This window comes from Streptomyces sp. CA-250714, assembly GCF_050936705.1.
GTDB lineage: Bacteria > Actinomycetota > Actinomycetes > Streptomycetales > Streptomycetaceae > Streptomyces.
The window spans coordinates 1,657,307-1,677,008 of the sequence record NZ_JBNJMI010000001.1 but is presented as its reverse complement, the minus strand read 5'-3'; the positions used below and the strand labels follow the sequence as shown (position 1 = coordinate 1,677,008).

Genomic DNA, 19,702 nt, shown 5'->3' with positions numbered 1-19,702 from the left:
CCTGAGTGCCCCAGTGGCGCCGCCTACAGTCCGGCGACGTCCGCCAGGATGCGGGCTTGGTGTAGGAGGGTGATGGTGTCTTCCAGGTCGTCGTCCTCGTCGGCCGACCAGAGCGCGTACTCGACGTGGCGGGCGACCGACCAGGCGCGGATCCGGGCGGTGTCCTCGCCGAGGGCGTCCGCGAGGAGCGCTGTGCGGTGGCGGAGTAGGCGGTGGGGGTCGGAGTGCTCGAAGGGGTCGTCGACTTGTTCGAGCAGGGGCCATGGGTCGAAGGCGGGGTCGCCGGTCATCGGCTTGGCGTCGATGGCGAGCCAGGGGGCGCGCCGCGCCGACAGCAGATTGCCGGGGTTGAAGTCACCGTGCACCAGCACCTGGCGGCGGGCGGTGCGCGGCAGTTCGCGGAGGAGCTGGGCGGCCAGCCGGTACAGCCCCGTGTCGAGCTCAGGGGGCCACTCGCGGGCGGCCTGTTTCTCGGCGAGGTCGGCCCACTCGGTGGCGGTGTCCGCGACCCGGCCGACGCCGAGCGCCGTTGCCTCGGCCGGGTCCGCCGACCATAGTTCGCGCAGCACGTTCGCCGCCGCGAGCAGCCGCTCGTCGGCCGGGATGTGGTCGGCGTCGCCCAGTTCGGCGCCCGGCTCCAGGCGTTCCAGCAGCAGCGCGTAGAGGTCCGCGTCCTGCTCCAGCACCCGTACGGCACCGCGTCCGTCCCACAGGCGGAGGGCCGCCCCCTCGGTGCGGGCCTCGGGGTGGGGCCAGGTCAGCTTGAGTACGGCTCGCGTACCGTCCGGTCGGTCCGCCGGTGCCACCCAGGAGCAGCTGCCCCCGTGGAACGGCGCGCCCAGGCGCAGCTGCCAGCGCTCGCGCATCTGCTCCACCAGCTGCGGCAGCCCGGCCAGCCAGTCGCGCCCGCTTTCCGTGTGGCTCATCTCGGTGAGCACGGGCAGGTTGGGAGGAAAGAGATCGGTCACGTCACCGTCCCGGACGGTCATCTGCGGCGGCAGTTTTCGAACAGGGCCTCACTACGGTACGGCGCTCCGGCCACTTCTCCGAGTGCTTTTTGTCCGGCCGCGCGGCTTCGGTGCCCGGGCGGCCTGTCTGGCCCCGGACAGGCTGTCTGGCCCCGGGCGGGCTGTCTGGCGCGGCCCCGGCCACCCGGGTGCCGCGCCCGCATGGGGCCGCCCCACCCCCCGGCTCTCCCGGCCCCGAGGAACCATCGAAGGACCGAACGCTCGGCCTCCCCGCCGGTGCATGCATGGGGTCCGCGTGGCAGCGCGGTTCGCACTCGTTCGGGTACGGTCGCGGCATGACGAGCGTCGCACCCGGTATCGGTGATCCCGCCCGTTCTCCCGCCGTCCATGTGCTCCGTGTTTCCGAACACGCCGCAGCGGCCAGGGTTTCCGGTGCTCTCGCGCCGCTCTCGGAGGAGGAGCGGGCGCGTGCTGCGGCGTTCGTACGGGAGGTCGACCGGGAACGTTACGTCGTTGCGCACCTGGCGCTGCGCAGGGAGTTGGGTGCGCTGTTGGACCTGGATCCGGCCGAAGTGCGGTTCGCCCGTGCGGACTGCCCGGTGTGCGGGGACCCGCACGGCAGGCCGATCGTGCCGGGCGATCCGGTGCACTTCTCCCTCTCGCACGCGGGGGACGTGGTGTTGCTGGCGTTCGCCGCCGTGCCGGTGGGGGTGGATGTCGAGGAGCTTCCGGGCGTCGAGTCAGTGCGCGAGACGATGAGCGCGCTGCACCCCCGGGAACGGGCCGAGTTGGCGGCGGTGTCGGACGCCGCGGCGCTGCCCGCCGCCTTCACCCGCTGCTGGACGCGGAAAGAGGCGTATCTGAAGGGGACGGGAGCCGGGCTGGGCGAGGACCCGTCCATCACCTACGTCAGCGCTCTGGACGAGCCCGCCCAGGTGCCCGGCTGGCACCTCACCGACCTTCCGGCCCCCACGGGCTACGCCGCCGCCGGTGCGCTTCGGAAGGGCTCCACCGACACCGCCGGGTGAGCGAACTCCCCGTAAGGCAGCATCAGTTGGCCTGACCCGCGCCCAGAAGACAAACAGAAGTGCGGTTTCCCGCAACAGCCAGGTGCGGGAAACCGCAGTGGGCTGGGAGGCAATCCGCATACCGGCGGTGAGCTGCGGTTTCTAGCTTGGGTGGTGATCGGGGCACCCGCCCCGGTGGCCGACTCGACAGCCCGGAGACTCTATGCACCCCTCGTCCTTGGCCCTGCCGCAGGAACCCGCCGGCGGCATCGCGGGCTGGGCCGCCGATCTCGTCGACACGATGGGCGGTCCGGGAGCCGGACTGGCCATCGCGTTGGAGAACCTCTTCCCGCCGCTGCCGAGTGAGGTGATCCTGCCGCTGGCCGGGTTCGCGGCCGGGCAGGGGGTGATATCGCTGGTCTCGGCGCTGTTCTGGACGACGCTCGGCTCCGTCGTGGGCGCCGTGGTCCTCTACTGGATCGGCAGGCTCTTCGGACGTGACCGTATGCACGCGATCTGGGCGCGGCTGCCGCTGGTGAAGGCCTCGGATCTGGCGCGTACGGAGGAGTGGTTCACGAAGCACGGCACCAAGGCGGTGTTCTTCGGCCGTATGGTGCCGATCTTCCGCAGCCTGGTCTCCGTACCGGCCGGGGTGGAGCGGATGCCGCTGCCCGTGATGATCGTGCTGACCACGCTGGGCAGTCTGATCTGGAACTCCGTCCTGGTGCTGGCCGGTTACTGGCTGGGGGGCCGGTGGCAGATGGTGGAGACCTACGTCGGGATCGTCTCCAAGGCCGTGCTGGGTCTGGTGGCGCTCGCTCTGGTGGGGTACGTGGCCGTGCGGTTGCGCGGTCACAGCCGGGCCAAGCACCGCCGTGCGGGGTGACGGTGTACGCGTCCGAGCGATCTTGTTCCGGTTGTGCGCCCGTACTAGGCTCCGACGCCGTGCAGGGTGCCGATGGAGCGAACGCTGCCGATGGAGCGAGCGCTGCCGCGGCAACCCGGCCGCCCTCATGGCCGTACAGGAGCCTCGGGGTGTTCCTCGGCTGCGCCACGGCGCTGCTCGGTTTCCTGTACTTCGTGCTCGTCGGTTCCGCCCTCGGCCCGTTCCTGCTGTGGCCGTTCACCCGGAGCAGCGCCCTCGGCGTTCTGATGGCGGGAGTGCGCGGGCTGACGGCGCTGGAGCGGACCCGCCGGTCCGTCTTCTTCGGCGACCGCTTCCCGGAGCACTACAAGGCGTCCGACCAGAAGCTGTTGCGCTATCTGGCAGTCCGCAGCTGGACAGGGCTGCTGTGCGCCGTCGTGCTCGGGCTGCTGGGCTTCGGCATCATCCTGGCGGGGCTGGTGGCGGTCAGAACGGTGCAGGGTGCGTTCAGCTGGGATGACTGGCTGACGCAGGCGTTGCTCGGCGGTGTGCTGCTCTTTCTGGACATCCAGGGGCTGCATTCGCTGGCCGTGCTGGACGCGCGTAGCGCCCGCGAGTGTTTCGGCCCGTCCGAGCGGGAGTTGCTGCGGCGGCGTATCGACGAACTGGCCACCAGCCGGGCCGCGGTGGTGCACGCGGTGGACGCCGAACGACGGCGGATCGAGCGGGATCTCCATGACGGGATGCAGCAGCGTCTGGTGGCCCTCGCCATGCTGCTGGGCCGGGCCCGCCGGGGCCGCGATCCCGGGCAGGCGGATGCGCTGCTGCGCCAGGCGCACCAGGAGTCCCAGGACATCGTCACCGAACTGCGTGAAGTGGCCTGGCGGATCTATCCCTCGGCGCTGGACAGCCTGGGGCTGGAGGAGGCGCTGGGCGGGGTCTCGGACCGGTGCGCCATCCCGGTGCGTACCGAGTTCGACGTCGGTGGGCCGGTGCCGCAGCCCGTGGAGACAGCCGCGTACTTCGTGGTGTCGGAGTCGGTGACCAACGCGGCCAAGCACTCCGGCGCCACGGCCGTCTCCGTTCGGGTGGTGCTCCGGGACGCCCGGGACAGCCGCGGCGGCCCTCGGCCGGTGCTCGCCGTGTGCGTCCAGGACGACGGGAAGGGCGGTGCCGATCCCGGCGGCAGCGGGCTGGGCGGGCTGCGCAGCCGGGTGGCCGCGCTCGACGGCACACTGCACATAGACAGCCCTCCAGGGGGACCGACCACCATCACCGCGGAGCTGCCGTGCGCGTGCTGATCGCCGAGGACTCGACGCTGTTGCGGGAGGGGCTGGTGCGGCTGCTCGTGGAGGAGGGGCACGAGGTCCCGGGCGCGTTCGGGGACGCGGATTCGCTGCTGAAGGAGATGGCGGAGCGGCAGCCGGACATCGTCGTCCTCGACATCCGGATGCCGCCCACGCACACCGACGAGGGGCTGCGCGCCGCACTGGAGATCCGCGAACGCTGGCCACAGGTCGGGGTGCTGGTGCTCTCCCAGCACATCGAGCGCAACTACGCGGCACAGCTGCTGGAGTCCGACGCGGAACGGGTGGGGTATCTCCTCAAGGACCGTGTCGCCCAAGTCGAGGAGTTCCTGGACGCGTTGGAGCGCATCCAGGCGGGTGGCGCCGTGATCGATCCGGAGGTGGTGCGGCAGCTGGTCTTCCGTACCACGCACGGAGATCCGCTGGCCCGCCTCACACCCCGGGAGTGCAGCGTGCTGGAGGCCCTGGCACAGGGGCACACCAACACGGCCATCGCGCGGAAGCTGCACATCTCGCTGAGCGCGGTGGAGAAGAACCTGGCCGCCGTCTTCGACAAGCTGGAGCTGTCGCACACGACGGGTTACAGCCGGCGGATCCTGGCGGTACTGAGGTACCTGGAGTCGTAGCGGCGGCAAGGCCCCGGCGATACCGCACAACCGCACGGCGAGGCCAGGCAACGCCGGCACGGCGAGACCCGGCAACGCCCGCACGGAGAGGCCCGGCAACGCCCTCAAAAGGATCTGGCGCGCGGGAAGCGGAGCGTGTTCCATGGTCATCGGGAGTCCCCGGTCAGGCGGCGCCCGTTGACGACGTAGGGAAGAAGCGAGGTTGCCGTGGCCACGACCGTACGACGCAGCACCCGGACCCTGCCCGCCGCGCCGCTCGGCCCCGAGAATCCGCTGCCCGCGCTGCTGTCGCTGGACGAGGCCCACACCCTCGACGAGGCCGAACGCGCCGCGCTGCCAGCTGAGATGGCGCGGCAGGTCGGCTACGCTCCGCTGCGTTCGGTGCTGCCCACCCGTGTTCGCGACGGCTACGGGCGGCAGCGCACCCCCACCCGCCTCGACACGCTCGTGCTGGAGAACGACCAACTGCGGGTGACCGTACTGCCCGGTCTCGGCGGCCGTATCGCCTCGCTCTTCCACAAGCCGACCGCGCGTGAACTCCTCTACGTCAACCCCGTCTTCCAGCCCGCCGACTTCGCGCTCAACGGTGCCTGGTTCTCCGGCGGAATCGAGTGGAACATCGGCGCGACGGGGCATACGACGCTCTCCTGCGCGCCGCTGCACGCTGCGCAGGTGCCCGCGCCGGGCGGTGACGGTGTGATGGTGCGGCTGTGGGAGTGGGAGCGGCTGCGCGACACCCCGTTCCAGGTGGACCTGTGGCTGCCCGAGGACTCCGACTTCCTCTACGTCGGGGTCCGCATCCGCAATCCGCACCACCGCACCGTCCCGGTCTACTGGTGGTCCAACATCGCCGTGCCCGAGGATCCGGGGACGCGCGTGCTCGCCCCCGCTGAGGAGACCTGGTACTTCGCCTACGAGCGCAGGCTGCGCCGGATACCGGTGCCCGAGTGGGAGGGCACCGATCTGACCTACCCGCTGCACAGCCGGTTCCCCGCCGACTACTTCTACGAGGTGCCGAAGGACTCCCGGAAGTGGATCGCCTCGCTGGACGAGAAGGGGCAGGGCCTCGTCCAGACCTCGACGGATCTGCTGCGCGGCCGCAAGCTGTTCGTCTGGGGCGCGGGAGCGGGCGGCAGGCGCTGGCAGCAGTGGCTGACCGAGCCGGGCACGCCCGGTTACGTGGAGATCCAGGCGGGTCTCGCCCGCACCCAGCTGGAACATCTGCCGCTGGAGGCGGGCGGCGAGCTGGCCTGGCTGGAGGCGTACGGGCCGCTGGCCGCCGACCCCGAGACGGTGCACGGCGCGGACTGGGCGGCAGCCCGGGCCCACACCGAGCGGCGGCTGGAGGTGGCGCTGCCGCACGGCGCTGTGGAGGCGGCCTACGCGGCGTGGCGACCGTACGCGGACGCCGAACCGGAGGGCGTGCCGCAGCGCGTAGGGGAGTTGGGCTCCGGGGCGGAGCCCGGGGGAGGGTGGCTGGCGACCGGTTCCGGGTGGGGAGCGCTGGAGGTGGAACGCGGCGGCTTCACACTTCCGGGTACGCCGTTTCCGCTGGAAACGCTCGGCGCCGAGCAGCAGCCGTGGACCGAGTTGCTGCACACCGGGAGCCTGCCCTGCGGCTCGGAAGATGTGCCCCCGGGGCCCACGCTGGTCGCGGCGGAGTGGCGTGAGCTGCTCGAATCCGCCTACGCCGGCGCCGGCCCGAACGCCGACGCGGCCGGCAAGGCGTCCCGGCGCGAGCTGGACTACCACCTGGGGGTGGCGCAATGGCACGCGGGTGACCGCTCGCAGGCGGTACGCAGTTGGGAGCGGTCGCTCGAACAGGGCGCGCGCTGGCCCGCGTTGCGCTGTCTGGCCGTCGCCGACTGGCAGGACGGCAACGGCGCCCGCGCCGCGGACCGCTATCTGGCGGCCGCACGGGACGCGCGGGACCGGCTCGACGCCCGCGACCCCCTCGCAGCCGCGGCGCTCGCCGCCCTCGCGCGGGAGGCGGTCGAGACGCTGCTGGCCGAGGACCGTGCCGAGGACGCCGAGCGCGTGCTGGACGGGCTGCCCGAGGAGCAGCGACAGCGCGGCCGCTGCCAATTGCTATGGGCCCGCGTGCTGTTGGCGAAGGGCGACAGGGAGGGCGCCCGCGCGCTTTTCGACGCCGGTTTCGAGGTCGAGGACCTGCGGGAGGGCGAGGAGGCGCTGAGCGACACCTGGGCGGAGCTGACCGATGAGCCCCTCCCCGCCCGCTACGACTTCCGTATGCGGCCCTAAGCGCTTGCGTACCCCGCATGGGGGCTGCGCTTGCCCACCCTGCGCCCCTGGCGCAGACTGCCCAAGCGCAGCGGGGGGACGCGGACGCGCCCCGTCAGGGGCGCGGGGAACTGCGCGACAAGCCACAACGCTCCCGCAGCCTGCGGGATCGGACAAGGGGCACCCCCTTGCCAGAACAGGGGAGGGGGCGCCGGACACTGCCCGGCGGCTCCTACTCGCCGGCGCCCTGCTTCCGGTCGACGTACTCAAAAACGCTGCCGTCCGGATGACGCGCAACCAGATTGCGGCCGATCGGCGTGGGCTTGGGCCCCGCAATGATCTGCGCCCCCACGGTGTGCAGATCAGCCAGCGCGTCGTCCACGTCCTGCACGGCCAGGGTCGCCTTGACCTTGCTGAGCACGTTCAGATGTTCCTCGGGGCCGCTCATCAGGAAGAAGGGGCCGACGGCGGCAACCTCCACCGGGCCGTTCTGGAAGCGCATCGCCTCCGCGCTTGCCAGTCGTTCGTACACCGGAACGGCGGCGTCCAGATTGTCGACGCAGATACGCAGCGAGGTCCCCAGAATATCCATGGCCCCACCCTAGAGCGGGGCCACGCGCTGCGCCGAACCACGGTCGCCACGTGCGCAGTTGTGAATCTGCCCGGCGGCTTACGCGCGAGGGCTGCCGGGCTTACGCGGGAGGCCCGCCGGAGCTTACGCGCGGCAGAGGATCTCGCCGTGGACAACCATGAACCAGCCGTCCTGCTCGCGGCCCCAGGCCCGCCACGCCTCGGAGATCCGGCGGAGGTCGTCGGGTGTGGCCAGGCCGCTGTCGACGGCGATGGCGGCGTAGTCGGACGCCACCGTGCGGTCCGCCCACAGCCCGCTCCACCACTCCCGCTCGTCAGGTGTGGTGAAGCACCAGGTGCTGTTGCTCGGCGTGACGTCGGTGAAGCCCGCCTCGCGTGCCCACGCGTGCAGCCGCCGTCCGGCGTCCGGGACGCCTCCGTTGGCCTGCGCGACCCGGCGGTAGAGGTCCAGCCAGCTGTCCATGCCGGGAACTTCCGGGTACCAGAACATGCCCCCGTAGTCCGCATCCCGGACCGCCACCACTCCGCCCGGTGCGCACACCCGGCGCATCTCGCGCAGCGCGCCCACCGGGTCGCCCACGTGCTGGAGTGTCTGATGCGCGTGGACGACGTCGAAGGAGCCGTCCGGGAAGGCGAGTGCGTGTACGTCGCCGGTCGTGAACTCGACGTTGGACAGGCCGTGCTCCTCCGCGGTCGCGCGCGCCTGCTCCAGTACGCCCGCCGCCGCGTCCAGGCCGGTGACCGAGCCCTGCGGGACCAGCGCCGCGAGGTCGGCCGTGATGGTGCCGGGGCCGCAGCCGATGTCCAGGACGCGGTGGTCCTCGCGCAGCTGGTCGAGCAGATACGCGGCGGAGTTCGCGGCGGTACGCCACCGGTGCGAGCGCAGGACGGACTCGTGGTGGCCGTGGGTGTACACGGCAGTCTCGTGTGCCATGCATGCACTGTAGCCCGGTGTCTTGCCATGCGAGCAAGAACGTTCCGGAATATGGACAGCCAGGCGGACGGGGGTGCTGATCAGCGCCAGCCGTCCGCGCCCTCCTGGGACCAGGTGTCCGGCGCCGCACGGCTGATGTGGGCGAGCGTCGAGTCCGGCTCGTCCTCCTGCACCAGGTCGCCGATACTGACCATCCCCGCGAGCCTGCCGCCCTCCAGCACCGGCAGCCGGCGCACCGCATGCGTGCGCATCAGCTCCACCGCCGTCCCGATCTCCGTATCGGGGGTGACGGTCACCGGATCCGGCGTACAGGCCGACCGGCAGTTCACACTCAACGGATCCACCCCGTCCGCCACGGCGCGCAGTGTGATGTCCCGGTCGGTCAGCAGCCCGAGCAGCTTGCCGTCCTTGACCACCAGTACGTCACCGATCTCCTGCGCCCGCATCAGCTGCGCGGCCTCCACCAGCGACGCGTCGGGACGCACTGTCGTCGCCGCCGGCGTCATGATGTCCCCCACCGACCGCGCCCTCGGCCGGCCCTCTTCCGGTTCTCTCCGCGTCATCACCCTCGCCCCTCCTCCGCCTCGTTCGTGCCCTGCGGGACAGCACGACGTACCCGTCGAGGCGCCGCCGACACCCTTGCGGGACAAGGGAGTTGAGCGCCGGGACCGGAAAATCACAGTCGACGGATCGCCGTACGCGGGGTTTGCCGTCCGGCACATCGGGCACCCGCACACCTGTGCTTCGGAAAGAAGGCACGTCCGCGGGAGCGACCTGTGTGCCTCGGTCCCCCCGCACATGCCTTCGCTGCCGCGGTGACCGTCAGACGACGCGACCGTTACGGGAGCACAAGCTGATGATGACCGTCCGTACGACACGCTCCAGGCACCCCCACGACGACGCCCCCGACACCACCGCCGAGTTCCGACGCATCGCCGAACTGCCCGAAGGACCCGAGAAGGAAGAGCTCCGCCAGCGTGTGGTGCGCGCCTGGATGCCGATGGCCGGACGGCTGGCCAGGCACTTCCGCAACCGTGGCGAGGCCCTGGAAGACCTCGAACAGGTGGCCGCGCTCGGCCTGGTGAAGGCTGTCGCGCGCTACGACATCTCCCGGGGCTGCGCCTTCGAGAGCTTCGCCGTGCCGACCATCGTCGGCGAGGTCAAACGCCACTTCCGCGACCACATGTGGGGGCTGCACGTGCCCCGCCGTATCCAGGAGCTCCGCAACCGGGTGCGCAACAGTCAGCGGGAACTCAGCCACACCCTCGACGGACGCAGCCCGTCCGTACAGCGCATCGCCGAGCACTGCGGCCTCAGCGAAGAGGACGTACTGCTGGGCATGGAGGCGCTGGAGAGCTACAGCACGCTCTCCCTGGACGCCGAACTCCCCGGCGCGGACGACGGCTACTCCCTCGCCGACACCCTCGGCGACTGCGAACCCGGCTTCGACCAGATCGTCTTCCGCGAGGCCGTCAAGCCGCGGCTCGCACGGCTGCCGGAGCGTGAACGCCACATCCTCTACCTGCGGTTCTTCTGCGACATGACCCAGAGCCGTATCGCCGAACAGCTCGGCATCTCACAGATGCATGTCTCCCGTCTCATCAGCCGGACGTGCCGCCGCATTCACCATGAGGTCGAGGCCGACCGGCGCCTCGAGCGCGAGCCGCAACGCCGAGCGCCGTCCCGCCGCGAGCCGTCCCGCCGAGAGCGGGAGGGCGCACGGCGGGCCGCGGTGCGGCACGAGAGGGTCCGGCACGGGGCGCGCCAGGCCCGCCCCGGATGGCGCGGCCACGCACCCGCCGCCTAGGGAGTGCGTACCCGGGCATGGGTGCTGCGCTTGCCCACCCTGCGCCCCTGGCGCAGACTGCCCAAGCTTCGCAACGGGTTGCGCCCCGTAAGGGGCGCGGGTGCCCGAACCACACGTGTCGCCGCTGCCGGTGTCACCGCCGTCTGCCAAGGTGTACGCAAGAAAGGTTGTCCGATAAGCGGCGGAGGAAGAGACGGATGCGGCGCACGGACCAGGGCGAGGGAGTGGGCGCGGGCCCGCTCGCGGCCCCGTCCGCGCTGGCCGTCCGCGAGGCCGCCGGCGGCTACTGGCACCGGCGCGGTCTGCCCACCGACCCCGCGCAGATCGCCGTAGCGCCCGGCACCCCGCTGCTGCTGCTCGCCGTACTGGCCGCGGCGGGCAGCGGCGCCCCGGCCGCGGGCCCCGCGGCCGGAGAAGAGGGCGAGGACGTCCGGGCGCCCGGCAGCGTGCTGCTCCCGCACCCGTGCGCGTCCTGGTACGGGGAGCAGGCGCGGCTGCTCGGCCGGGCGGTGCACACCGTGCCGGTGCCGGTGGAGTGCGGCGGGATTCCGGACCCGTTCGCGCTGCTGGAGGCCGTACGTAGAACCCGCGAGGCGGGCGAGGTTCCGCAGGTGCTGGTGCTCTCCGTGGCCGACGAGGTCACCGGGACGGCCCCGCCGCCCGAACTGCTGCACGAGGTGTGCGAGGCCGCCGTCGCCGAGGGCCTGCTCATCGTCAGCGACGAGACCTGGCGCGACACCTCGTACGACCCGCACGACACCGTCATCGTCAGCCCGGCCGAAATGCTCACCGAGGCGGGCCGGGCCGACCATGTGGTGGTGCTCGCCGGGCTCGACGCGGCGTTCGAGGCACTGTTCGAGGGCAGACGGGAGGCCGCGCTCCGGCAGCCGGGACCACCGCCCGGGATCGCCCGGTTCCCCGCCACCGGCCGCGGCCAGCTGCTCGGCGAGCGGGTGCACGAGGTGCTGGCCGCGCTCCGCGCCGACCTTCCCAGCCCGGTCGCGGCGGCGGCCGCCGAGGCACTCGGCGAGCCCGCGGAGCTGGTCTCCCGCAGGTACGCCGCGGCGCGGCTGCACGCCGGTCTGGCCGGCGCGCTGCATCGCGCGGTCACGGACGCGGGCGCGGTGTGCCGCCCCGCGCATCTGGGGCGGCACCTGTACGCGGATTTCGACCCGTTCCGGCCCCGCCTCGCCTCCCACGGCATCACCGACGCGCCAGGTCTGGAGGCGGAACTGGTACGGCGGCTGGGCCCGTACGCGGTGGGCGGGCACCGCTTCGGCGACGATCCGCACGAGCTGCGGGTGCGGCTGACCACGGACCTGCTCACCGCCGCCCTGCCGAGGGCCGCCTTCCCGGCGGCCGAACGGGCCCGTGGCGCGGGACACCCGGTGGATGCCGCAGGTCACCCGGTTGCGGAGGGGGCAAGGGCGGCCGCCGAACCGGACCCTGGGGAATTGCCCGGAGTGGCCGAGGCGTTGGCACAGGTGCAGTCGGTGCTGGTCGACCTCACGGATGGGAGTCCTCAGTAGATGACCGAACGGACCGGGCAGCCCTCCGAGCGCTCCCCACTGCCCGAGAAGGCCGCCACCTCGGAAACCGCCGAGGAGGCTTCCATGGCGGCCGAAGCCGTCCCGGCCGGGCCCGCCCCAGGGGCTTCCGCTGACGGAACCGCGCCGCCACCGGCCTCCGGCGGCGCTCCGTCCGAGGACGGGCCCGGCGGCAGGGGTCCCACCGATGTGCTCGTCCAGCCCCCGCCCCCGGCGCTCTCGCCGCCGCGCCCCGTCGGGGCCCGCCGTATCTGGCCGCGCTCGTTCGAGGACCGGCTCACCTCGCCGCTGCCCGGGGTGCGGGCGATGGCCCGGCTGGCGCGGGAGGGGGCCATGCGGCCGATCGGGGAGGCACTCGCCGAGGAGATCCCCAAGCTGCCCTTCGCGCCCGGCCCGATCCCCGACCCGGGTACCGACACCGTCTCCGTCACCTGGGCAGGGCACGCCAGCTGGGTGGTGCGGATCGGCGGTCTGACGGTGCTGACCGACCCGGTCTGGTCCCGGAAGATCCTCGGTACCCCCGCCCGCATCACCCCCGTGGGTGTGGCCTGGCAGGACCTGCCGAAGGTGGACGCCGTCGTCATCTCGCACAACCACTACGACCACCTCGACGCCCCCACCCTGCGCAGACTTCCGCGTTCCACCCCGCTGTTCGTACCGGCGGGGCTCGGCGCCTGGTGCCGCAAGCGCGGCTTCACCACCGTCACCGAGCTGGACTGGTGGGAGGGCGCCGAGCTGCCCGCGGCCGAGGGCAGCTCCGGGGCGGAGACCGGGAGAGGCGCGCGGGTGCGCTTCGACTTCGTGCCGGCCCACCACTGGTCCAAGCGCTCCCTCACCGACACCTGCCGCTCCCTGTGGGGCGGCTGGATACTGACCGACCCGCAGGGGCAGCGGGTGTACTTCGCGGGCGACACCGGATACGGCCACTGGTTCCGCGAGATCGGCCGCCGCTACTCCGGCATCGACCTGGCGCTGATGCCCATCGGCGCCTACGACCCGCGGTGGATGCTGCGCCCCGTGCACACCGACCCCGAGGAAGCCGTGCTCGCCTGCCAGGACGTGGGGGCCCGCCGGATGGCACCCATGCACTGGTCCACCTTCCTGCTGTCGGGAGAGCCGCCGCTGGAGCCGCTCACGCGGGTGAGGGCTGCCTGGCGCAAGGCCGAGCGCCCCCGCGAAGACCTGTGGGACCTCCCGGTGGGGGCCTCCCGCGTACTGGAACCGGCCTAGCTCCGCGGCCTCCGTACCCGGCGCCACACCGAGGGCACGGCGCTCACGACCAGCGTCAGCCCGACCGCCGCGGCGATGCCCTCCCACGGGCGCGGAAAGAGGGAGCCGCCCGCGACGCCGAGAAGCTGGTAGAAGGCGGCCCACGCCAGGCACGCGAGGACATCGCCGCGGGCGAACTCCCGTATCCGCATACGGGCCAGCAGACAGGCGAGCATCACGGGGATGCGCCCCGCGGGTATCAGCCGGGAGACGACCAGCACCGCGACCCCGTGTTCGCGCAGCCGGGCGTCGGCCTGGGCGAGCCGTTCCGGCGCGGCCCGCTCCCGCAGTGCCGTCAGCCAGCGGGAGCCGTTCTTGGAGCCGACCCCGCGCTTGCCCAGCCAGTACAGCCCGAGGTCGCCGAGGAAGGCGGCGAACGAGGCGACACCGAAGACGGTGAGCAGCGCGAACACCGGCAGGCTCTGGTGCAGCGCGACCACGGCGGCGCCGCTGACCAGCGCCCCGGTCGGCACGACGGGCACCAGCGAGCCGAGCACCACCAGCAGGAACAATGAGGGGTAGCCCACTGCCTGCTGGGTGGACTCCGGTGGGCGTACCACCGCCTCGGAGACGGTGTGGGCGACCGCGCCCAGCCCGTCCGGGAGCGCGCCAGTCACCGGTCCGCCCCCAGTCGCACGCTCTCCCCGTGTTCCAGCAGATGCACCGTGACCTGAGGCGCCGGCCGCGCCGCCAGCCGCTTGAACTCGGCGCCGGGCGAGTGGAACTCGTGCGGCCTGACCGCATCCAGACCGACCGGCCAGTATGTACCGAAGTGCACCGGCACCGCGCTGCGCGGCCGCAGCCGCGTCAGCACCTCGGCGGCCCGGCGCGCGTCCAGATGTCCCTCGCCCAGGAAGGGCCCCCAGCCGCCGACCGGCAGCAGCGCGGTGTCCACCTCGCCGACCGCCTCCGCCATCCCGTCGAACAACCCCGTGTCACCCGCGAAGTAGGTGCGCTCCTCGCCCGCGACGACGAACCCCAGCGCGGGCGAGATGTGCCGTCCCACCGGCAGCCGCCGCCCGTCGTGCGCGGCGGGTACGGCCCGTACGGTCACCGGCCCGGCCGACACCTCGTCGCCCGGGACCACCTCGGTCAGCTCCAGCTGCCGCGCCAGCCGCCGCAGCCCCGGTACGGCACGTAGCGCTCCGCGCGGCAGGACGACGTGGGTACCCGGCGCCAGCATGGCCAGCGATCCGAGGTGCAGATGGTCGGCGTGCAGATGGGAGATGAGCACCAGATCGGCGCGGACCGCGTGCGGCGGCGGCAGCGCACCGCGGCGACGGCGCAGATGAGCGAGCCGGCGCACCAGCAGCGGATCCGTCAGCACCGTGACGCCCGAGTCCCGCACAGTGGCAGTGGCATGCCCCCACCACGTCACCTCGACCGACACGTGCGCCTCCTTCTTCCCCGCAGGCACCTATGAGCCTAGGACCCCGCGCCCCGAAGGGGCGCGGGGAACTGCGCGAGAAACCACATCGCACCCGCAGCCTGCGGACGTCAGGCAGGGGCACCCCCTCACCAGCACAGGGAAGGGACGAGCCTGTGCAAAAGTGGAGGTTGTCCCAATTGCCGTGAGGGAGGTGACCGACGCACGTGCGCGTCCCCCGCATACCGTGGCGCCGACTGGGCGCAGCCTCCCTGCGCGTCGGAGCCGTCTGGCTGGTCAGCACCCTCACCATGCTCCTGCTCGCCGGGGTCCTGCCCGATTTCCGGCTCCAGTCCGCCGGAGGCGACAGCGCCACCGTCATCGGCATCACCGCCGCCGCTGGCGCCGGAGCATTCGGTCTGCTGAGCGCCCTCGTGTGGCCGCTGCTGGTGCGCGCCTTCCTGCTGGTGCCCGCGCTGGTCCTCGGGCTGCTCGTCTTCTTCCTCAACGGGTCCCTGCTGTGGCTGGCCCTGTCCTTGATCCCGTACGGCGCGGGCAGCGCCGATCCGTCCATGGCCGTCGTGGTTGCCGCCGCCATGTCGGCGGCGTCCTCGGCGACCAACGCCTTCCTGGCGGTACGCGACGACCGTGCCTACCGCCACCGGCTCGCCCGGATCGCGGGCCGCAGGAGGCGCCGGGAGGGCGGTGGCGCGCTGCCCAGCACGCCGGGCACGGTCTTCCTCCAGCTCGACGGGCTCGGGCACGCGGTGCTCCAAGAGGCGCTTCAGGCACCCGAGGGCGGCGAGCCGCTGATGCCCGCTGTCGCCGCGCTGTACGGGCGCACCCACCGGCTGACGCGCTGGCGCACCGACTGGTCCAGCCAGACCGGCGCCAGCCAGCTCGGCATCCTGCACGGCAGCAACGAGGACGTCCCCGCCTTCCGCTGGTACGAGAAGGAGACCGGCGAGGTCATCGTCAGCAACCGGCCCACCAGCGCCGCCGAGCTGCAGCGCCGCGCCGTCGAGCGCACCGGCGATCTGGGGCTGCTCGCGCAGGACGGTGCCAGCCGCGGCAATCTGTTCACCGGCGGCGCCCGGCAGGTCGCGCTGGTGCTGTCCGTCTCGGCGCGCCGCGGCAAGGAGACCCGCTCCCGCGCCGGGTACTTCGCCTACTTCTCCGACCCCGCCAATGCCACCCGGACCGCGGTCTCGTTCGTCGCCGAAGTGGTCCGTGAGATGGTGCAGTCCACGCGTGCGCTGCTGCGGCGCGAGCGGCCGCGGGTGGGCCGGGGCGGGCTGTACCCGTTCATCCGGGCCTTCGCCACCGTCGTCGAGCGGGACGTGGTGGTGGCCGCCGTGCTCGGCGACATGCTCAGCGGCCGCACCGCCGTCTACGCCGATCTGGTCGGCTACGACGAGGTGGCCCACCACTCCGGGCCGCGCGGCCGGGACACCCGGCAGGTGCTGCGCAGACTGGACCGGTCGGTGCAGCTCATCGCCAAGGTCGCCGAGCGCGCCCCGCGCCCGTACCGGCTCGTGCTCCTCTCGGACCATGGGCAGAGCCCGGGGGAGACGTTCGAGCAGGCGTACGGGCTCACGCTGGAGGACCTGGTACGCGCCGGCAGCGGGCTCCAGGTGCCCCGCCGTGCCGGGCGGACCGCCAGCGGCTCGGAGGCGCGTACGGCGGCGCGTGCCGCGCTGCACCGGCCCGAGGAGTCCGGTCAGGAGGCGCCGCGCAAGCCGCGGCGCGACACCGGGCCCGTCGTACTGGCCTCCGGCAACCTGGCCCTGATCTCCTTCCCCGAGCACCCCGGCCGGCTGACCCGCGAACGGATCGACGAGCTGCGCCCCGCGCTGCTGCCCACGCTGGCCGAACATCCCGGTATCGGGTTCGTCCTGGTGCGCAGCGCCGAGCACGGGCCCGTGGTGCTGGGCGCGGGTGGGTGCGAGCACCGGTTGGAGACCGGCGAGGTGGTGGGGTCCCGCGACCCGCTGGCCCCGTTCGGTCCGGGTGCGGTCGAGGCGGTGCTGCGTACGGCGCGGTTCCCGCACGCCGCTGACATCATGGTCAACTCCGCGCTCGACCCGGAGACGGGTACGGTGCACGCCTTCGAGGAGCAGATCGGCTCGCACGGCGGGCTGGGCGGCGAGCAGAGCCACGCCTTCCTGCTGTCGCCGCTGACGCTGTCGCCGCCGGTGGAGCCGGGGGAGGAGCTGGTCGGCGCGGGGGCCGTGCACCGGGTGCTGCGCCGCTGGCTCGCCGAGGCCGCCGACCCCCATCTGCTGCCGGGCGCCGACCACTTGGCGGCACCCGCCGCCGACCTGCCGATGGCGCCCCACGTGTGACCGGTCACCCCTGCGGCGTGGGCGAGCCCTCGCGGAGCGGGGCGCCGACGTCGCGGAGGTGGCTCAGGGCTTCGCGCCAGGAGGCGAGCAGCCCCGTCTCGTGGTATGGGACACCCAACTCGGCGCAGTAGTCGCGGACGATGGGCCGTGCCTTGCGCAGATGGGGCGTCGGCATGCTGGGGAAGAGGTGGTGCTCGATCTGGTAGTTGAGGCCGCCCAGCGCCAGGTCGGTGAGCAGTCCGCCGCGTACGTTGCGCGAGGTGAGCACCTGGCGGCGCAGGAAGTCGGGCCGCTCGTCGCCCTTGAGGGTCGGCATGCCCTTGTGGTTGGGCGCGAAGATGCTGCCCAGATAGACGCCGAAGACCGCGTGGTGGACGAAGAGCACCGCGAAGGCCATACCGGCCGGCAGCGCCCAGAACAGCACCCCCAGATAGGCGGCGGTGTGCACCAGCAGCAGCGTGGCCTCCAGCCACTTGCGCTTCAGGTGCGGCTGGCGCAGCGCCCGGAAGCTGGAGACGTGCAGATTGAAGCCCTCCAGCGTCAGCAGCGGGAAGAACAGCGCCGCCTGGTGCCGTCCGATGAACCGGGGCAGCCCGCGTGCCTCGGTCGCCTGTTCCCGCGACCAGACGAGGATGTCGGGTGCGACGTCCGGGTCGAGGTCCTCGTGGTTGGGGTTGGCGTGGTGCCGGGTGTGCTTGTTCATCCACCAGCCGTACGACATCCCTATGCACAGGTTGCCGACCGCGCGGCCGAAGAATTCGCTGGCCCGGCGGCCGCGGAAGACCTGCCGGTGCGCCAGGTCATGGGCGACCAGCGCCAGCTGACCGTAGACCACACCCAGGTACGCGGCGACGGCGAGCTGCCACCACGAGGCGCCCACCGCGAAGACCGCCACCCAGCCGGCGGCGAACGCCAGTCCGACGAGGGTGAGGCGTACGGCGTAGTAGAGCGGCCTGCGGGACATCAGCCCGGCCGCCGATATCCGGGCGGAGAGCTGGGAGAAGTCGCTGCCCGGCCGCCCGGCGCCGGAGCCGGGCCGAGCGGTGGGCGAGGGCGCACGGCCGGGGTCCGGGGTGGTCCGCGGCTGCGGCGCGTCGATCGCTGTCGTCATACCTGCGAGCCTTCCGGTCGCGGGCGGCTGCCGACAGCCGCGCAGCATGCCTACCGGGGCGGGGGCTGGCCTCCCCGCCGGGTGTAGCTAGCTACACCCGGCCTCCGGGACATCCCTGAGCGCCGTCTGAGGGAACGGCCCGTAGGGGACGGCCGTGGTACTGACCGGAGGGTCAGTAGTCCTGGTCGGCTCCGCTCGCGCCGAGCGGAGCACCGTGCACCTTCTGGAGGTGCAGCTGCCGGGTGAGCCGCAGGACGGGACGGATCATCAGCTCCACGCTGCCGAACACGAAGCACCACGTACCGGGACCGGCCCACTCCGGCGAGAAGAACATGATGCTGCCGATGAGGAACCAGACGGCGACCAGTACGTCGTTGGCGATGCTGACCGCCTCGTAACGCTGCCGGACGACCAGCTCCTCCTTGCCGATGTGCAGAGTGAGACTGTCTCTCTTGTGGTGATGTGGGGGGTTTTCCGACACAGTCGAGGACGCTAGCGGATCAGCCGCTGTGGTGCAGGGCCTTGGCGGTCGCCGGGTCGGCCGGGAGGAAGGTCTCCACCGCAAGCTCGGAGACGGTCACATCCAGGGGCGTGTTGAAGGTGGCGATGGTGGACAGGAACGAGAGGGTCTGCCCGCCGTGCTCGATGACCATCGGGAGGGCGAAGCGCTGTTCTCCGGTGGCGGGCTGCGCCGGGGCCGTGTCGCCTCCGGGCACCGGGTACGCGGCCACCTCGTCGTGCAGGGCGCGCAGCGCGGGGGAGCGGTACAGGGCCAGTTGCCGGCTCATCTGGTCCAGCAGGTGGCCCCGCCACTCGGCGAGGTTGCGGATGCGGGGCGCCAGGCCCTCGGGGTGAAGGGTGATCCGCATGGCGTTCGAAGGGGGTTCCAGCAGATGCGGGGCCACCCCCTCCAGCAGGGCGGCGATGCCCTGGTTGGCGGCCACCACGGTGTAGCAGCCGTCGAGCACCAACGCCGGGTACGGGTCGTAGGCGGCGACCATCCGCTCCAGCGCGCCGCGTACCTGGCCGAGGGCCGGGTCGTCCAGCGGGGTCGCGGCGAAGGCGGGAGCGAAGCCCGCGGACAGCAGCAGTGTGTTGCGCTCCCGCACCGGAACGTCCAGCGTGGCGGCCAGCTTGAGCACCATCTCTCGGCTGGGCGCGGTGCGGCCGGTCTCGATGAAGCTGATGTGCCGCGCGGAGGAGTCGGCGCGCAGTGCCAGTTCGAGCTGGCTGAGCCCCGCGCGCTCGCGCCACTCGCGCAGCAGCATCCCTATGGTGGGCGCGTCGGTGGGCCCTTCGGTCACAGCGGTCATGGACCAGACGGTAACCGAACCCGCGTGGCACGCTGGGGCCCTGGACCGGACGGTGAGCAGACCGTGCAGCCCCCGAGGAAGGGAAACCCCATGGCGCCCCAGCCGCTGACCCCCGAGGAGACCGAGCAGGCGCTGGCCGGTCTTCCGCACTGGACGACCGACGGCGACAGCGTCTCCCGCTCCTACTCCCTCGCCGGCCACCTCCCGGCCGCCGCGATGGCCATGCACGTTGCCGCGATTCAGGAGGAGCTCAACCACCACTCCGAACTGACGCTGGGCTACAACTCGCTCTCGATCACGGTCAACACCCACAGCGTCGGCGGCCGTATCACGGAGCTGGACATCGCATTGGCCCGGCGGATCGAGGAGATCGCACCGGGCCATGGGGCGAGTTAGGGCGCGCCC

The 19,702-nt window shown here is 72.5% G+C and carries 18 protein-coding genes and 1 pseudogene; 10 read left to right on the top strand and 9 right to left on the bottom strand.

What is annotated here, in order from left to right:
* Positions 1 to 23: 23 nt before the first annotated feature.
* Entirely contained in the window at positions 24 to 989 is a 966-nt protein-coding gene (locus tag ACQEU8_RS07490) for an aminoglycoside phosphotransferase family protein (RefSeq protein WP_433098117.1), read from the bottom strand.
* Positions 990 to 1,303: 314 nt separating this feature from the next.
* Here ACQEU8_RS07490 and ACQEU8_RS07485 point away from each other — a divergent pair, with 314 nt between their 5' ends.
* From ACQEU8_RS07485 to ACQEU8_RS07465, 5 genes are all read left to right on the top strand, one after another.
* A complete protein-coding gene (locus ACQEU8_RS07485; RefSeq protein ID WP_433098115.1) occupies positions 1,304 to 1,996 on the top strand; it encodes a 4'-phosphopantetheinyl transferase family protein in 693 nt (230 codons plus the stop codon).
* Between the two features lie 202 nt (positions 1,997 to 2,198).
* Positions 2,199 to 2,861, top strand: coding sequence for a DedA family protein (locus ACQEU8_RS07480; RefSeq protein ID WP_433098113.1), 663 nt, complete (start codon positions 2,199 to 2,201; stop codon positions 2,859 to 2,861).
* 149 nt (positions 2,862 to 3,010) lie between these two features.
* Complete coding sequence (locus tag ACQEU8_RS07475; RefSeq protein ID WP_433098111.1) at positions 3,011 to 4,141, top strand: sensor histidine kinase; 1,131 nt, start codon at positions 3,011 to 3,013, stop codon at positions 4,139 to 4,141.
* On the top strand, positions 4,129 to 4,773 hold the full coding sequence (locus tag ACQEU8_RS07470) for a response regulator transcription factor (RefSeq protein WP_433098109.1): 645 nt from the start codon (positions 4,129 to 4,131) through the stop codon (positions 4,771 to 4,773). Before ACQEU8_RS07475 ends, ACQEU8_RS07470 begins: the two co-directional genes overlap by 13 nt.
* A gap of 207 nt (positions 4,774 to 4,980) precedes the next feature.
* Positions 4,981 to 7,035, top strand: coding sequence for a DUF5107 domain-containing protein (locus ACQEU8_RS07465; protein WP_433098107.1), 2,055 nt, complete (start codon positions 4,981 to 4,983; stop codon positions 7,033 to 7,035).
* A gap of 211 nt (positions 7,036 to 7,246) precedes the next feature.
* On the opposite strand, the gene ACQEU8_RS07460 is transcribed toward ACQEU8_RS07465, so the two are convergent.
* The 3 genes from ACQEU8_RS07460 to ACQEU8_RS07450 form a co-directional block, all read right to left on the bottom strand.
* The gene (locus ACQEU8_RS07460; protein WP_433098105.1) at positions 7,247 to 7,606 is read right to left on the bottom strand and encodes a VOC family protein; all 360 of its coding nucleotides are present in this window, start codon (positions 7,604 to 7,606) and stop codon (positions 7,247 to 7,249) included.
* A gap of 123 nt (positions 7,607 to 7,729) precedes the next feature.
* On the bottom strand, positions 7,730 to 8,539 hold the full coding sequence (locus ACQEU8_RS07455) for a methyltransferase domain-containing protein (RefSeq protein WP_433098103.1): 810 nt from the start codon (positions 8,537 to 8,539) through the stop codon (positions 7,730 to 7,732).
* An 80-nt stretch (positions 8,540 to 8,619) separates the two neighbouring features.
* On the bottom strand, positions 8,620 to 9,102 hold the full coding sequence (locus ACQEU8_RS07450) for a CBS domain-containing protein (protein WP_433098101.1): 483 nt from the start codon (positions 9,100 to 9,102) through the stop codon (positions 8,620 to 8,622).
* A gap of 293 nt (positions 9,103 to 9,395) precedes the next feature.
* Between ACQEU8_RS07450 and ACQEU8_RS07445 the strand changes: the two are divergent.
* From ACQEU8_RS07445 to ACQEU8_RS07435, 3 genes and pseudogenes are all read left to right on the top strand, one after another.
* Positions 9,396 to 10,184, top strand: a pseudogene (locus ACQEU8_RS07445) (SigB/SigF/SigG family RNA polymerase sigma factor); the annotation flags it as partial.
* A 359-nt stretch (positions 10,185 to 10,543) separates the two neighbouring features.
* Positions 10,544 to 11,875, top strand: a complete 1,332-nt coding sequence (locus ACQEU8_RS07440; protein WP_433098099.1) for an aminotransferase class I/II-fold pyridoxal phosphate-dependent enzyme — start codon at positions 10,544 to 10,546, stop codon at positions 11,873 to 11,875.
* Positions 11,876 to 13,123: an MBL fold metallo-hydrolase gene (locus ACQEU8_RS07435; protein WP_433098097.1), complete on the top strand. Its 1,248-nt coding sequence runs from the start codon at positions 11,876 to 11,878 to the stop codon at positions 13,121 to 13,123. It abuts the gene before it with no gap.
* Here ACQEU8_RS07435 and ACQEU8_RS07430 read toward each other — a convergent pair.
* A complete protein-coding gene (locus ACQEU8_RS07430; RefSeq protein WP_433098095.1) occupies positions 13,120 to 13,779 on the bottom strand; it encodes a DedA family protein in 660 nt (219 codons plus the stop codon). The genes ACQEU8_RS07435 and ACQEU8_RS07430 overlap by 4 nt on opposite strands.
* Positions 13,776 to 14,552, bottom strand: coding sequence for an MBL fold metallo-hydrolase (locus tag ACQEU8_RS07425; RefSeq protein WP_433098093.1), 777 nt, complete (start codon positions 14,550 to 14,552; stop codon positions 13,776 to 13,778). The genes ACQEU8_RS07430 and ACQEU8_RS07425 overlap by 4 nt, the downstream gene beginning before the upstream one ends.
* Positions 14,553 to 14,755: 203 nt before the next feature.
* Here ACQEU8_RS07425 and ACQEU8_RS07420 point away from each other — a divergent pair, with 203 nt between their 5' ends.
* Positions 14,756 to 16,873 (top strand): phage holin family protein, encoded by a 2,118-nt coding sequence (locus ACQEU8_RS07420; protein WP_433098091.1) that lies wholly within the window; start codon positions 14,756 to 14,758, stop codon positions 16,871 to 16,873.
* Between the two features lie 4 nt (positions 16,874 to 16,877).
* Here the strand turns inward: ACQEU8_RS07420 and ACQEU8_RS07415 are convergent, their stop codons facing one another.
* From ACQEU8_RS07415 to ACQEU8_RS07405, 3 genes are all read right to left on the bottom strand, one after another.
* A complete protein-coding gene (locus ACQEU8_RS07415) occupies positions 16,878 to 17,984 on the bottom strand; it encodes a fatty acid desaturase family protein (RefSeq protein WP_433098089.1) in 1,107 nt (368 codons plus the stop codon).
* Positions 17,985 to 18,156: 172 nt separating this feature from the next.
* Positions 18,157 to 18,465: a YrhK family protein gene (locus tag ACQEU8_RS07410; RefSeq protein ID WP_433098087.1), complete on the bottom strand. Its 309-nt coding sequence runs from the start codon at positions 18,463 to 18,465 to the stop codon at positions 18,157 to 18,159.
* Between the two features lie 19 nt (positions 18,466 to 18,484).
* A complete protein-coding gene (locus ACQEU8_RS07405) occupies positions 18,485 to 19,297 on the bottom strand; it encodes a helix-turn-helix domain-containing protein (RefSeq protein ID WP_433098085.1) in 813 nt (270 codons plus the stop codon).
* A gap of 90 nt (positions 19,298 to 19,387) precedes the next feature.
* On the opposite strand from ACQEU8_RS07405, the gene ACQEU8_RS07400 reads away from it, so the two are divergent.
* Positions 19,388 to 19,693, top strand: a complete 306-nt coding sequence (locus ACQEU8_RS07400; RefSeq protein WP_433098083.1) for a 4a-hydroxytetrahydrobiopterin dehydratase — start codon at positions 19,388 to 19,390, stop codon at positions 19,691 to 19,693.
* The last annotated feature ends 9 nt before the right edge of the window (positions 19,694 to 19,702 follow it).